This window comes from Actinoplanes sp. CA-252034 (genome assembly GCF_050956125.1).
Classification (GTDB): Bacteria; Actinomycetota; Actinomycetes; order Mycobacteriales; family Micromonosporaceae; genus Actinoplanes.
Genome location: NZ_CP191846.1, coordinates 9,744,500 through 9,757,779, shown reverse-complemented (window position 1 = coordinate 9,757,779; position 13,280 = coordinate 9,744,500). Strand labels below are relative to the sequence as shown.

The window sequence follows — 13,280 nt, the reverse complement described above, 5'->3', positions numbered from 1 at the left end:
GTATGGCCGCCGGTCAGGTACAGGCGCTGCGTCGGCGCATTCGCACCGTCAAGTCGACCAAGAAGATCACCAAGGCGCAGGAGCTGGTCGCGACCAGCCGGATCGCGAAGGCCCAGGAACGGGTCACCGCCTCCCGGCCGTACTCGCTGGCGATCACCAAGGTGCTGGGCGCTCTGGCGTCGAACGCCTCGGTCGACAACCCGCTGCTGGTCGCGCGTGAGCGCGTCCAGCGGGCGGGGGTCCTCCTGATCACCAGTGACCGGGGCCTGGCCGGCGCCTACAACGCCAATGCCATCCGGACCGCCGAGCAGCTGATCGCTCAGCTGAAGTCGGAGGGCAAGGAGGTGGCGCTGTACGTCGTCGGCCGCAAGGGCGTCGGCTACTACCGGTTCCGTGGGCGGGACATCGCCGCCAGCTGGACCGGGTTCTCCGAGCGTCCGTCGTTCGCGGACGCCAAGAAGATCGGTGACGCGCTGATCGAGGGGTTCGCCGCCGGTTCCCAGGCCGAGGGCACCTTCGGTCCGGACGGCATCGCGGGCGTCGACGAACTGCACCTCGTGAGCACCGAGTTCAAGTCCCTGATGACCCAGAGCGCCAACGCGAAGCCGCTCGCACCCGTGCAGGTCGAGGCGCAGTCGGAGGAGAAGTCCTCCGAGCCGCGTGCGGCCTACGAGTTCGAGCCGGACGCCGACGAACTGCTCGACGCGCTGCTCCCGAAGTACCTCAACACCCGCATCTACGCGGCGTTGCTGGACTCGGCGGCCAGCGAGTCGGCGTCGCGTCGGCGGGCGATGAAGAGCGCGTCGGACAACGCCGACGACCTCCTCAAGCGGTACACGCGCGAGATGAACTCCGCGCGGCAGGCTGCGATCACCCAGGAAATCAGTGAGATCGTCGGCGGCGCCAACGCGCTGGCCGCGGCGGGAAGTGATGTGTGATGACTGTTACTGCTGAGCCCATTAAGGCGGAGACCGCTGTCGGCCGCGTCGTCCGGGTCATCGGCCCGGTCGTCGACGTCGAGTTCCCCGCGGTTCCATGCCCGCGATCTTCAACGCGCTGCACGTGGAGGTCACCCTCTCCGGCGGCACGAAGAGGCTGACCATGGAGGTCGCCCAGCACCTGGGCGACAACCTGCTCCGTGCCATCTCGATGCAGCCGACCGACGGCCTGGTCCGCGGCTCCGCGGTCACCGACACCGGCGCGCCGATCTCGGTGCCCGTCGGTGACGTGACCAAGGGCCACGTGTTCAACGCCCTCGGCGAGGTGCTCAACGTCGACCCGTCGACGCTGAACATCACCGAGCGCTGGTCGATCCACCGCAAGCCCCCGGCGTTCGCGGACCTCGAGCCGAAGACCGAGATGCTGGAGACCGGCATCAAGGTGCTCGACCTGCTCGCGCCGTACGTGCGTGGTGGCAAGATCGGCCTGTTCGGCGGCGCCGGCGTGGGCAAGACGGTGCTCATCCAGGAGATGATCATCCGCGTTGCCCGTAACTTCGGCGGTACCTCCGTGTTCGCCGGCGTCGGCGAGCGCACCCGTGAGGGCAACGACCTCATCCTGGAAATGGAGGAGGGTGGCGTTCTCGACAAGACCGCCCTCGTCTTCGGCCAGATGGACGAGCCGCCGGGCACCCGTCTGCGGGTCGCCCTGACCGCTCTGACCATGGCGGAGTACTTCCGGGACGTCCAGAACCAGGAGGTGCTGCTCTTCATCGACAACATCTTCCGGTTCACCCAGGCCGGTTCCGAGGTCTCCACCCTGCTCGGCCGTATGCCGTCCGCCGTGGGTTACCAGCCCACCCTGGCTGACGAGATGGGCGAGCTGCAGGAGCGGATCACCTCGGTCCGTGGCAAGGCGATCACCTCGCTGCAGGCGATCTACGTGCCCGCCGACGACTACACCGACCCGGCGCCGGCCACCACCTTCGCCCACCTGGACGCGACGACCAACCTCGAGCGGTCGATCTCCGACAAGGGCATCTACCCGGCCGTGGACCCGCTGGCCTCCAGCTCGCGGATCCTGGCGCCGGAGTTCGTCGGCGCCGAGCACTACGCGGTCGCCCGTGAGGTCCAGCGGATCCTCCAGAAGTACAAGGACCTGCAGGACATCATCGCCATCCTCGGCATGGACGAGCTCTCCGAGGAGGACAAGGTCACGGTGCAGCGGGCCCGCCGTATCGAGCGGTTCCTGTCGCAGAACACCTACGCGGCGGAGCAGTTCACCGGCGTCCCCGGCTCGACGGTCCCCCTGAAGGAGACCATCGAGGCGTTCAAGAAGATCTCCGAGGGTGAGTACGACAACTTCCCCGAGCAGGCCTTCTTCATGTGCGGTGGCCTCGAGGACCTCGAGAAGAACGCGCACGAGCTGATGAAGGGCTGACGATACGTCAGTTCCGCAGGGAGCCGCGCCGGTGAATACCGGCGCGGCTTTCGCGTTCACGGGTGCCCCTGCAACGGCATTTACCCAGCTCAACGCGGGTATGATGGCCCGGTGCCACAGTCGTCTGGAAAGCGCCGCCGGGCGCCCATGTGGGCGAGGCTCTGTGCCGCCTTCGGGTGCGTGCTCATGGTCAGCAGTGGCGGCGTCATGGTCACGGGGCAGGCCCTCATCGCGCGGTACACGGGCGGGATCGACGCCGGCGGGAGCCTGATCGGCGACCCGGCGTCCGGTGCGACCCGCGACGACGCCGACATCCGGGGCCCGCTCAACATCCTGCTCGCCGGCGTCGACCCGCGGGACGAGTCGCAGGCGCCGCGGTCCGACTCGATCATCGTGGCCCACGTGCCCGCGTCGATGGACCAGGTCTTCCTCTTCTCCATCCCTCGCGACCTGTACGTGCAGATTCCCTCGTTCGCCGCGACCGGCTTCGGCGGCGCCACCGCGAAGATCAACTCGGCGATGTCGTTCGGCAGTGACGTCGGTGACGGCACGCACGACGTCGAGCAGGGCTTCCAGTTGCTCGCCCGTACGGTCAGCGCCTTCACCGGGATCCATACGTTCGACGCCGGGGCGATCATCAACTTCGGCGGGTTCAAGAAGATCGTCGAGGCGATGGGTGGTGTCACCATGACCATCGACCAGAACGTGCGGTCCGAGCACCTCCAGCCGGACGGCACGGTCCGGCCCAAGAGCGCGGCCTGCGCCGACGGAGGCTGCGACCATCCGTACACCGGGCCGCAGAAGGTCTACAAGAAGGGCACCTACCACCTGCAGGCGTGGGAGGCACTCGACTACGTCCGTCAGCGGTACGGGCTGCCCGGCGGCGACTACGACCGGCAGCGGCACCAGCAGCAGTTCATCAAGGCCATGGCCGAACAGGCGATGAGCAAGGAGGTGGTGACCGATCCCGCCAAGCTCCTCGCGGTCCTCGATGCGGCCGGGGACTCGCTGACCTTCGACGGAGGCGGTGACAGCGTCATCGACTGGGGATTCGCGCTCAGGGACGTCAACACCGCCGACATGACGCTGATCAAGCTGCCCGGCGGAGGGCTCTTCCAGAACGGCGCCTACCTCGGGGAACAACTGGACCCCTCGGCCACCCGGTTCTTCCAGGCCGTCGCCGAGGACCGGATCGCGCCGTTCCTGCTCGACAACCCGACCTACGTCGCTCAGGACGGCTGAGACGGTACCCCGTACCACGCCGGAGTTCGCCGCCGATTAGACTTCACCCGTTCGGTTCGTAGCATCTGAGGGATCTGTAGCACCTGAGGGAGACAGCGTGGCCAACCAGCTGCACGTCGAGGTCGTCGCCGTCGAGGAGAAGGTCTGGGTCGGAGAGGCCGAGATGCTCGTCGCGCGCACCACCGAGGGTGAGATCGGTGTGCTCCCGGGCCACGCGCCGCTGCTCGGCCTGCTGAAGGAGCCGTCCCAGGTGCGAGTCAAGCTCGCCGGGGGCGACCAGCTGACCTACGACGTCGCCGGTGGCTTCCTCTCGATCGACGCCAACGGCGTGACCGTCCTCGCCGAGAGCGCGACGCCCGCCACGCCCGAGTCCCACTGACACCGACGATGCGGATTCTGGAAATCGCCGGAATCTGCGTCGTCGCGCTGTTCGCACTTCTCTTCGCGATCTTCTTCCGCCGCCGGTTGCTCAAGACCGGCGGCGGAACCATTCGCCTGCAGGTGCACATCAACAAGATCGTGCCCGGCCGCGGGTGGTCTCCGGGTCTGGGCCAGTTCGTCGGCGACGAGCTCCGGTTCCACCGCATGTTCAGCCTCGCCATCCGGCCCAAGCGCATCCTCGACCGGCGATCCCTCACGATCGAGGAGCGGCGGCTGCCAGCCGGTCCGGAACGGCTCGCCATCCCCGGCCACTGGGTCGTCCTCCGGTGCCGCACGGCCGATTCCGAGATCGAGATCGCGATGGCCGACACCACGGTGACCGGCTTCCTCTCCTGGCTCGAGGCCGGCCCGCCCCGAGACCCGGGCAGTCTCCGCGGCCGCCCGGTCTTCGGTCCCCGCCCCATCGAGGGCTGACCCACCCCGGGTGGTCGTCCGGGGTCGCGTGGCCGCGTTACCCGGATCGGCTGTCGTCTCCCGCCGGTCGATTTCGTACCGTCGGCTCATGCGGATCAGAATCGTGGACGCCTTCACCGACCGGCCGTTCGCCGGCAATCCCGCCGGAGTGGTGGTCCTGGACGGGGACGCGTTCCCCACCGACGAGTGGATGTCGCAGGTGGCCGCCGAGGTCAGACACGCCGAGACGGCGTTCGTGCGGCGGCTGCCCGACGGCGCGGAGACCGGCTGGGCGCTGCGCTGGTTCACTCCGGCCGTCGAGGTGGCGCTCTGCGGGCACGCCACGCTCGCCACCACCCATGTGCTGCACCGGGCCGGTCTGATCGGGGAGCGGGCCACCTACGGCACCCTCAGCGGCGTGCTGGCCGCCTCCGTCGGTGCCGGCGGGCTGATCACCCTCGACTTCCCGACCGCACCGCTCAGCCCGGTCGACGCCGACCCGGAGCTCGTGGCGGCGCTCGGCATCGACTTCCGGACCGTGCTGCACACCGGCCCCAGCACCGACGACCTGCTCTTCGAGGTCGCCGACGAGAAGGCGGTCCGGGGCCTCGAACCCGACCTGCGGACGGTCGCCCGGCTCACCCGGCGAGGCGTGATCGTCACCGCGGCCGCCGCCGACCCGGCGTCCGGGTACGACTTCGTCTCCCGCTTCTTCGCACCGGCCGTGGGCGTCGACGAGGATCCGGTCACCGGGAGCGCCCACACCGCCCTCACGCCGTTCTGGGCGCGGCGGCTGGGCCGCACCGACCTGACCGGCTATCAGGCGTCCCCACGGGGCGGCCTGGTCCGCGTCAGCCTGAACGGCGACCGCACCCACCTGAGCGGCCATGCCGTCACCACCATCGACGGCGAGCTCCTGGCCTGACCCCGGCCCGCGGTTGTGCAGGATCGCCGCGTCCGGCAGCGGATCGCACCCCCGCCGGGCGGCCGGAGGGTCACCGGGTCGGGCGGTGCGGTGGCGTGACGTGCGTGGCCGGTGGGCGACGTTCGAGGGACCACCGCATCAGCCCGGCGGCCGCGCTGTCGGCCGGTACCGGCCGACAGCGTCGCGTCGTAGCCACGAGAGGCGTGGCTCGAGGTCGAGGGGGGCCGACGGCGTACCGGAAGAGGCAAGGCGTGAACCCTGACGTGGCCGCCTGCGGTGAGGGTGGCGGTGGTCGCGGGAGGCCGCGTCGTGGGGTCAGGTCTCGGCGACCAGTTCGACCTCGTAGCCCCAGGCATCGGTGAGGTAGGCGGCGTGGCAGTCCGGGCCGCCGGCGTGCGGGTAGCGGTCGGCGAACAGCGGGGACCAGCCGTGATCCGGCGCCGCGGCGGCCAGTCTGTCGACCGCAGCCGGTGGGCCGGCGTGGAAGGCCAGATGGTTGAGCCCCGGCGCCAGGCGGTCGTGAACCGGCCCGGAGAGGGCCGGGGACTGCTCCAGGACCAGGTAGAGGCGACCGTGCTTCCAGGAGTGGCCGGCCGGCCACTCCTGGAACGGGGTCCAGCCGAGCTCGCCCAGGAGCCAGCCCCACGGGCGCAGGGCGCCGGGCAGATCGGGAACCCAGAGCTCGATGTGGTGGATCATCGCTTCCGGTCGCCGCCGGGCACCCATTTCACGTCGCCGGACGGGTTGGCGACCCGGGACAGGATGAACAGCAGGTCGGAGAGCCGGTTCAGGTATTTCAGCGGCAGCGTGCTCGTCGTCGAGGGCTCCAGCTCGTAGAGGGCCCACGCGGTGCGCTCGGCCCGGCGCGCGACGGTGCGGGCCACATGCAGCAGCGCCGCGCCCGGAGTGCCGCCCGGGAGGATGAAACTGTCCAGCGCGGCGAGCCGCTCGTTGAACTCGTCGCACCAGCCCTCGAGCCTCGTCACATAGGCCTCGGTGATGCGCAACGGAGGGTACGGCGGGTCGTCGCTCAGCGGATTGCCCAGATCGGCGCCCAGGTCGAACAGATCGTTCTGAATGGTGCCGAGCACCTGCCGGACGTCGTCGGACAGGTCGCCGAGCGCGATCGCGGCGCCCAGGGCGGCGTTGCACTCGTCGGCGTCGGCGTAGGCGGCGATCCGTGGTGCGGTCTTCGGCGCGAGCTCGTTGTTGACCAGTCTGGTCTGTCCGCCGTCGCCGGCCCGGGTGTAAATGCGGGTGAGATGCACAGCCATGCGCCCCACCCTACGAGGCGCGAGTGGGGGCGGGACCATACGATGGCCCGCGTGGATGTGATCAGGGTGAAGGGCGGGGCGCGCCTCGCCGGCGACGTCAAGGTGGGCGGCGCGAAGAACTCGGCACTCAAGCTGATGGCGGTCGCGCTACTGGCCGAGGGGCGCAGTGTGGTGTCGAACGTGCCCCGGATCACCGACATAGCCATCATGGCCGAGGTGCTTCGCCGGCTGGGCTGCGACGTCACGCTCGACGGCACCGACGCGATCATCGACGTGCCCGCCGAGCCGGGCAGTGAGGCCGACTACGACCTGGTGCGGCGGCTGCGCGCGTCGATCTGCGTGCTCGGGCCGCTGCTGGCCCGCCGCGGCTACGTGCGGGTGGCGCTGCCCGGCGGCGACATGATCGGCTCGCGTGGCCTGGACATGCACGTGTCCGGCCTGGCCCGGATGGGTGCAGAGATCACCGGCGAGCACGGGTTCGTGATCGCGTCGGCGCCCGGAGGCCTGCACGGGGCGAAGATCTGGCTGGACTTCCCGAGTGTCGGCGCGACCGAGAACATCCTGATGGCCGCGGTGCTGGCCAAGGGCGTCACGGAGATCGACAACGCGGCGCGGGAGCCGGAGATCGTCGACATCTGCGACATGCTCACCGCCATGGGCGCCAAGATCGAGGGCGCCGGCTCGTCGACCCTGATCGTCGAGGGGGTGGACGCGCTGAAGCCGGTGAGCCACCGGACCATCGGTGACCGGATCGTCGGCGGCACCTGGGCGTTCGCGTCGGTGATGACCCGTGGGGACGTGACCGTGCACGGGGTGCGGCCCGAGTTCCTGGACATCGCGCTGGACAAGCTGGTGACCGCGGGCGCGACCGTCGAGCCGGGGGACAACCGCTTCCGGGTGCGGATGGACGAGCGGCCGCGCGGCGTCGACATCGTGACGCTGCCCTATCCGGGGTTCGCGACCGACCTGCTGCCGATGGCTCTGGGGCTGGCCGCGGTGGCCGAGGGGTCGTCGCTGATCACCGAGAACATCTTCGACGGACGGTTCATGTTCGTGAACGAGATGGTGCGGTTGGGGGCGGACATCCGTACCGACGGGCACCACGCGGTCGTCAACGGGCGGGACCGGCTGTCCGGGGCGCCGGTGCGGGCCACCGACATCCGCGCCGGGGCGGGCCTGGTCATCGCCGGGCTGTGCGCCGACGGGGTGACCGAGGTCGGCGAGGTGCACCACATCGACCGCGGCTATCCGGACTTCGTCTCCGACCTGGAGCGTCTCGGCGTCGAGGTGGAGCGGACCGACGTTCCGGAGCCGACGTTCGACTTCTGAGGGCTCACGTTCACCTTCTGAGGCTCACGTTCGACTTCTGAGGGCTCACAGGGAGGCCACCAGCCGGCGGGCCTCCTCCACCTCTTCGGAGAAGACCAGCACACTCACCCGGCCGTCGCGCCGGATCGCCGTCGTGGCTCGGATGCCCGCGTCGGACAGCAGTCGCCGGATCTCGTCGGCGACCTCGGGCTCGTCGGTGACGGCGGCCGGCCACAGCAGGCCGTAGTCGTCCGGCTCCCCGAAGATCGTCAGGCCGTCGGGGGCCGTCTCCTGGGTGACGGTGGGTTGCAGGCCCATGCGCCAGAACACGGCGCCGAGGAATCCGACCAGACCGACGGCGATCAGCGGTCCGATGAGGTACCAGCCGTCGCTCGTGGCCATGGGCACAGTCTCGCACCGTAGTCGCGCGTTTTCCGGTGATTCGCCCCGATCGGGAGCCGTGCTGAACTTCCGTTAAGGAGCGCCGCTAAACTGACGGTCTCTCACAAAGGAGTGGATCATGGCAGGTCGTCTCGCGGTCATCGGTTCCGGTTTGATGGGCTCCGGCATCGCCCAGGTCTCCGCCCAGGCCGGCTGGCAGGTCACCATGCGGGACGTCGACGACGCCTCGCTCAACCGCGGCATGACCGCGATCAAGGACTCGCTGAGCCGGTTCGCGGCCAAGGGCAAGATCGCCGAGGGGGACGTCGAGGCCACCCTCGCCCGCATCACCCCCACCACCGACCTGGACGCGGCGGCCGACGCCGACGTCGTGGTCGAGGCGATCTACGAGAAGGTGGAGGCCAAGCACGAGGTCTTCAAGGCCCTCGACAAGATCTGCAAGCCCGGCGCGATCCTCGGCACCAACACCTCCGCCATCCCGATCACCCAGATCGCCACCGTCACCAGCCGACCGGAATCGGTCGTCGGCATCCACTTCTTCTCACCGGTCCCGATGATGAAGCTGGTCGAGCTGGTCCGCGGCTACCAAACCTCCGACGCGACCCTGGCGGCCGCCCGCAACTACGCCGAAGAGGTCGGCAAGACGTGCGTCGAGGTCAAGCGCGACGTCGCCGGCTTCGTCTCCAACCGCCTCTTCTCGGCGATCCTCGTCGAGGCCATCCAGCTCGTCGAGTCCGGCGTCGTCTCCGCCGCCGACCTGGACACCGTCATGAAGCTCGGTTTCGGGCACGCGATGGGGCCGCTCGCCACCGTCGACCTCACCGGGCTCGACGTGATGCTCAACGCGACCAGCAACATCTACCGCGACACCGCCGACGAGAAGTTCTTCCCGCCGGAGCTCCTGCAGCGCATGGTCACGGCCGGCGACCTCGGCCGCAAAACCGGCAAGGGCTTCTACAGCTACTGATCCTTTCCAGCCAGGCTCACCGGTCCGTAAGGGGTGCCGGTCTCAGTGAGGCTTGCCGGCCTTGGTTGTTGCCTGACCCAACGCCGGCGTAGGTGCCGGGTGCCGCATTGCGGTGCCCGGCACGCTTCGTTCTTCCTGCAGAACCCTCGGCGGTACGGCCACGACTCCCACAACCGCACCCAAACGTCCCCCGCCTTCGGCGGCTGCCGCCGGAGAGCCGGTCGCGCCGCTCATCACCAGGGCCCCGCCCGAGCAGCGACGGCGCCCGATCGGTGGTGTGGGTGTGTTCGCCGTCTTTGGCGTGGTGGTGGCACCCGGTCGGTCGGGTGAGATTCGGGCCTTTCCATGGGCGGGTAGGCGCACCCGATGGTGCTTGTGGGGAGGTCGAGCGGGCCTGGCGGGAGGCGTCACCCCGTAGCCGGTGAGGTGCCTGCATGAGCCGGAGGTGAGGGCGATGGTGACGGGCCGCCACGCCGGGCCGCCGGGAGCCACGTGACTTTCGTGGCCGTACAAGAGAGGTGTGAAGAGAAGGACCCACTGACCGCGAGGGGCTGGCGGCGGTGCGGAGCCGCTGGGGTCGGGAGGGCCGACGGTGCGGGACCGCCGGCGCCGGGCGGAAACCGGATCTCCCGGCGGGCGGGGCGGCGCGGGGACGGCCCGGCTGGGGGGCGCTCTGACCGAAAGTGGTCAGCGCGTGGCGGCGAACGACAGCGATAGCAGGGTGGCGGCGAGCATGCCGCCGATCAGGGTCAGGCCGATGCCGCCGATGTCCATGCGGGCGCGCATGCGACGGTGCGTGAGGTAGGCCGCCGGCGGCACCCCCGCGGACGGGGCGAGGAGGAACGTCAGCCAGCCGAGACCGCGGATGACCGGTCCACCCCAGAGTGCGGTGTCACCGAACGTCACGAGGCCGGCGGCTACCAGACCGGTCGCGAACGCGCTGAGGGCGCCGATCAGCGGGAGCAGCGGTAGTGCCCAGCGGGGGAGGGCGCCGTTGCCGGCCGGGTGGAGGGTCACGTCGATGCGGTCGGCGGCGCGGGAGAGCAGCACGCGCGGTGACTGGCGGCCGGCGGGGACGACGTCTTCGCCGGGTTCGGGGCGGCGCTGCAGGGCGACCCGGGGCATGGCCTCGACGGAGGCCGGCTCGGGCATCTCGCCGATGGCGCGGATTCGCAGGCCACGGGCTCGGCGGAGCTGGTCCCAGAGACGGGCGGCCTCGCGGTCCACATCGAGCACCTGGGCCGCGGCGGCGCCGGCCCAGCGGTCGGCGGCCAGGGCCTCGCCCTCGGCGCGGGCGAGCTCGCCGGCGGCCCGGGCGGCATGGTCGTGGTAGGCCTGTTCGGCGTCGTCGAGTTCGGCGTCGCGGCGACGGGTGACGTCGGCGAGCGCGCTCACCATCAACTGATAGTCACGACCGAGCGGTTGACGATCACGTGTGGTCACTGTTCACCTCGGCGGCGGCGGTGGGGGTCAGGTGTGGTCACTGTTCACCTCGTACGGGATGATCACTTCGGGTGTGCGGTGGACCGACCGGTCGAAGAACAGGGCCCGGCGCGGCCGTGGTCGCCACAGCGGCCCGCCCGGCTGCGGGTAGAGCGGCGCCAGGTCCGTCCCGTGCACGTCGAGGGCCACCCATGCGCCGATCGGGTCGAACCGCCCGGCCAGGTCGTCGCGGAGCCGGCTGACGGAGCGCCACCAGCCGAGGACGTGCACCCGCCGGGACGGCCCGGTGTCGAGGAGGGCCCGCAACGCCGGACGGTGCCGGGGGCCGGCCGCTTCGAGTCCGTATCCGATCAGGTACCGCGGCACGTCCGAGGCGGGCGGGTCGAAGTGGACGTCGGATGTGTCGTACCAGTCGGCGGCGGGGAGCTCGGCGACGAGCCGGGCCGCCGAGCGTTCCGCGGACGCCTCGAGGCAGACGATGCTGAAGTGGGCGGGTCCCTGGGCGGCCAGTGACAGGGCGGCCGCGGCCAGCACGTCGCAGGCCTCGTCGGCTCGGGCGCCGATGACCGCCAGGTTGCGGCCGGGCATGCGGCCGAGCCGGACGCGGGCGGGCCGCGCCGACACGTCGATCCGCTCGCCGAGGACCGCGCCGGGGGAGGAGCCGACCGGGGCGCCGGCGGCGGGCACCCGCCCGGACGGCCGGTACGCCGACGGCAGGCGGGGCACCGCGTCCCCGTCGAAAAGCCGTGGCTCCTCGCAGCCCGGCGGCCGGGATCGCCACAGGCGCCGCTGGGTGGCCCGCCATCCGGCCGGGTCACCGGCGTCCGGCAGCCGGACCACCCGGTTCGCCCCGGCCAGCCCGGACTCGGTGTTGACGACCGCGTGCCGGGCCGGGATGACGGAGGCGGCCAGGTTGTCGTCGGCGAGGATCCGGCTCGCCTTGGGTAGGGCGATCCGCAGCGTGAACGGCGCGAGCAGGGTGGGCCGGCCCTGCAGCGCCCGCAGGCCGTCCGTGTCACGGGTCGCGAGGACCAGGTGGATGCCGTGGTCGCCGCCGCGCCGGGCCAGGTCCTCGAGCAGCCCGGCCGCCTCGTCGGCGACGGCGTCCCGGCCGTCGAGCAGCACCGGGAACTCGTCGAGGACGGCGACGACGCGGGGGTGGTCGTCGGGGCCGGCACGGCGGGCGGTCCGGGTCCGCAGCTCCTCACCGAGATGGCGGAGTACGGCCAGACCGAACTCCCGGTCGTTCTTGACGTTGACACCCGCGAGCCGGACCTGCGGAAGCCAGCTCGGGTCGCGGGGGCCGGGGACGTACCGGGAGAACGATCCGCCCTCCTTGAAGTCGAGCAGGTAGACGGCGAGCTCACCGGGGCCGTAGCGGGTGGCGAGGGAGCCCAGCCAGGTGTAGATCAGGTTGGTCTTGCCGGAGCCGGACGGCCCGCCGATCAGTGCGTGCGGCAGGTCGTCGCCGAGCGGGATCCCGACGAGCGTGCCGTCGGTGCTGTCGCCGATCGGGGCGGACAGGCCGTACCGGGACGACTCCTCCCACAGCGTGCCCGGCTCCAGGTCGGCGAGGCGGGCCGGGGGTGGGCCCTGGCGTTGCCGCTCGGCGACGTCCCGGCAGAGCGCGGCCGGTGGCGGCGGGTCGAGGTGCACTTCGAGCCGGCCGAGCGACGCGCACGCGGCCACCCGGTCGTGCACCACTATCCGCTCGACCGCCGGGTGGGCCGGCAGGTCCAGGCCCCGCACGACCAGATGCACCCCGCGGTCCACCCCGGTACGCGTGATCCGGTCGAGTTGTGCCCGCTGAGCCCGCGTCAGCTCGTCGCCGGTGGCCCGGTCGGCGAGCAGCACGACGAGCCGCCAGGCGTCGTGATCCTCGGCGTGGCAGAGCTCTTCGAGCAGCGCCCCGAGCCTGCCCGGCCCGACGACCCGGGGCCCGAGCCGGGAGAACGCGCCGCGGCTCTCCGGGTCGTAGACGATCAGGTCGACGTCCCCGGGCCGGGTGCTTCCGAGCGCCCGCAGCAGCAGACCGGTGATCACCTCGTCGAGGGTGGCGGCGGGCCCACTCAGGTGCAGGTGGGCACGGTCGAGCAGGGGGATGAGCGCGGGCAGTGCGGCGGTCTCGTCGAAGGTGATGGTCCCGATCCGCAGCAGCCCGGGGGTGGTGCCCGGCTCGGGTTCGCTGGGCGCCCAGAACCGCCACGGCGCGCCGGCCGCCCCGGTGGCGCTCATCGTGGCCAGGCCGCGCAGGTGCCCGGCGAGCCGGGTGGCCTCGCCGCGGTAGCGCTGCTGGACCTCCTGGCGGGCGGCCTCCCGGGCGGCGGCCAGCTGGGTGAGGCAGGTGGCGTACGCCTCGCGTACCAGCTGTCGCCGCTGCTGGGCTTCGCCGCGGGCCGACTCGGCGGCGGCGAGGACCGCGCGGGCGGTGCCGCGGGCTTCGGCGAGCTCCTGCCGCACCGCGGCTACCAGCGCGTTGCGGTGGCTCATGGTCGGGGATATTAGC

General features: G+C 71.2%; 12 protein-coding genes and 1 pseudogene. 8 read left to right on the top strand and 5 right to left on the bottom strand.

The features are described 5' to 3' along the window. The first annotated feature begins 2 nt into the window (after window positions 1-2). The 6 genes and pseudogenes from ACQPZW_RS43995 (at window position 3) to ACQPZW_RS43970 (ending at window position 5,380) form a co-directional block, all read left to right on the top strand. Complete coding sequence (locus ACQPZW_RS43995; protein ID WP_433791937.1) at window positions 3-938, top strand: F0F1 ATP synthase subunit gamma; 936 nt, start codon at window positions 3-5, stop codon at window positions 936-938. Then, a pseudogene (gene atpD, locus ACQPZW_RS43990) lies at window positions 938-2,379 on the top strand (F0F1 ATP synthase subunit beta). Before ACQPZW_RS43995 ends, atpD begins: the two are co-directional and overlap by 1 nt. A gap of 147 nt (window positions 2,380-2,526) precedes the next feature. Then, window positions 2,527-3,621 carry an LCP family protein gene (locus ACQPZW_RS43985; RefSeq protein WP_433797806.1) on the top strand — a complete coding sequence of 365 codons (1,095 nt, stop codon included), beginning with the start codon at window positions 2,527-2,529 and terminating at the stop codon, window positions 3,619-3,621. 97 nt (window positions 3,622-3,718) lie between these two features. Further along, window positions 3,719-4,000: a F0F1 ATP synthase subunit epsilon gene (locus tag ACQPZW_RS43980; RefSeq protein ID WP_093619050.1), complete on the top strand. Its 282-nt coding sequence runs from the start codon at window positions 3,719-3,721 to the stop codon at window positions 3,998-4,000. 8 nt (window positions 4,001-4,008) lie between these two features. Further along, window positions 4,009-4,476: a DUF2550 domain-containing protein gene (locus ACQPZW_RS43975; protein ID WP_433791936.1), complete on the top strand. Its 468-nt coding sequence runs from the start codon at window positions 4,009-4,011 to the stop codon at window positions 4,474-4,476. 88 nt (window positions 4,477-4,564) lie between these two features. Next, on the top strand, window positions 4,565-5,380 hold the full coding sequence (locus ACQPZW_RS43970) for a PhzF family phenazine biosynthesis protein (RefSeq protein ID WP_433791935.1): 816 nt from the start codon (window positions 4,565-4,567) through the stop codon (window positions 5,378-5,380). A gap of 315 nt (window positions 5,381-5,695) precedes the next feature. On the opposite strand, the gene ACQPZW_RS43965 is transcribed toward ACQPZW_RS43970, so the two are convergent. After that, window positions 5,696-6,106: a VOC family protein gene (locus ACQPZW_RS43965; RefSeq protein WP_433791934.1), complete on the bottom strand. Its 411-nt coding sequence runs from the start codon at window positions 6,104-6,106 to the stop codon at window positions 5,696-5,698. Beyond that, on the bottom strand, window positions 6,076-6,654 hold the full coding sequence (locus ACQPZW_RS43960; protein ID WP_433791933.1) for a cob(I)yrinic acid a,c-diamide adenosyltransferase: 579 nt from the start codon (window positions 6,652-6,654) through the stop codon (window positions 6,076-6,078). The genes ACQPZW_RS43965 and ACQPZW_RS43960 overlap by 31 nt, the downstream gene beginning before the upstream one ends. 42 nt (window positions 6,655-6,696) lie before the next feature. On the opposite strand from ACQPZW_RS43960, the gene murA reads away from it, so the two are divergent. After that, entirely contained in the window at window positions 6,697-7,983 is a 1,287-nt protein-coding gene (murA, locus tag ACQPZW_RS43955; RefSeq protein WP_433791932.1) for a UDP-N-acetylglucosamine 1-carboxyvinyltransferase, read from the top strand. 45 nt (window positions 7,984-8,028) lie between these two features. Here the strand turns inward: murA and ACQPZW_RS43950 are convergent, their stop codons facing one another. Then, window positions 8,029-8,364, bottom strand: a complete 336-nt coding sequence (locus tag ACQPZW_RS43950; RefSeq protein ID WP_433791931.1) for a hypothetical protein — start codon at window positions 8,362-8,364, stop codon at window positions 8,029-8,031. A gap of 118 nt (window positions 8,365-8,482) precedes the next feature. On the opposite strand from ACQPZW_RS43950, the gene ACQPZW_RS43945 reads away from it, so the two are divergent. Further along, window positions 8,483-9,331, top strand: coding sequence for a 3-hydroxyacyl-CoA dehydrogenase family protein (locus tag ACQPZW_RS43945; protein ID WP_433791930.1), 849 nt, complete (start codon window positions 8,483-8,485; stop codon window positions 9,329-9,331). Window positions 9,332-10,018: 687 nt separating this feature from the next. Here the strand turns inward: ACQPZW_RS43945 and ACQPZW_RS43940 are convergent. Both ACQPZW_RS43940 and ACQPZW_RS43935 read right to left on the bottom strand, forming a co-directional pair. Continuing rightward, window positions 10,019-10,774, bottom strand: coding sequence for a hypothetical protein (locus tag ACQPZW_RS43940; RefSeq protein WP_433791929.1), 756 nt, complete (start codon window positions 10,772-10,774; stop codon window positions 10,019-10,021). Window positions 10,775-10,801: 27 nt separating this feature from the next. Continuing rightward, window positions 10,802-13,264 (bottom strand): FtsK/SpoIIIE domain-containing protein, encoded by a 2,463-nt coding sequence (locus ACQPZW_RS43935; protein WP_433791928.1) that lies wholly within the window; start codon window positions 13,262-13,264, stop codon window positions 10,802-10,804. Window positions 13,265-13,280 lie beyond the last annotated feature (16 nt).

Bases quoted from the DNA above. Each gene is read 5' to 3' on its own strand.
- ACQPZW_RS43960 (WP_433791933.1), bottom strand. From the start codon at position 6,654: ATGGCTGTGCATCTCACCCGCATTTACACCCGGGCCGGCGACGGCGGA.
- ACQPZW_RS43935 (WP_433791928.1), bottom strand. From the start codon at position 13,264: ATGAGCCACCGCAACGCGCTGGTAGCCGCGGTGCGGCAGGAGCTCGCC.
- ACQPZW_RS43965 (WP_433791934.1), bottom strand. From the start codon at position 6,106: ATGGGTGCCCGGCGGCGACCGGAAGCGATGATCCACCACATCGAGCTC.
- ACQPZW_RS43985 (WP_433797806.1), top strand. From the start codon at position 2,527: ATGTGGGCGAGGCTCTGTGCCGCCTTCGGGTGCGTGCTCATGGTCAGC.
- ACQPZW_RS43970 (WP_433791935.1), top strand. From the start codon at position 4,565: ATGCGGATCAGAATCGTGGACGCCTTCACCGACCGGCCGTTCGCCGGC.
- ACQPZW_RS43995 (WP_433791937.1), top strand. From the start codon at position 3: ATGGCCGCCGGTCAGGTACAGGCGCTGCGTCGGCGCATTCGCACCGTC.
- ACQPZW_RS43945 (WP_433791930.1), top strand. From the start codon at position 8,483: ATGGCAGGTCGTCTCGCGGTCATCGGTTCCGGTTTGATGGGCTCCGGC.
- murA (WP_433791932.1), top strand. From the start codon at position 6,697: ATGGCCCGCGTGGATGTGATCAGGGTGAAGGGCGGGGCGCGCCTCGCC.
- ACQPZW_RS43975 (WP_433791936.1), top strand. From the start codon at position 4,009: ATGCGGATTCTGGAAATCGCCGGAATCTGCGTCGTCGCGCTGTTCGCA.
- ACQPZW_RS43950 (WP_433791931.1), bottom strand. From the start codon at position 8,364: ATGGCCACGAGCGACGGCTGGTACCTCATCGGACCGCTGATCGCCGTC.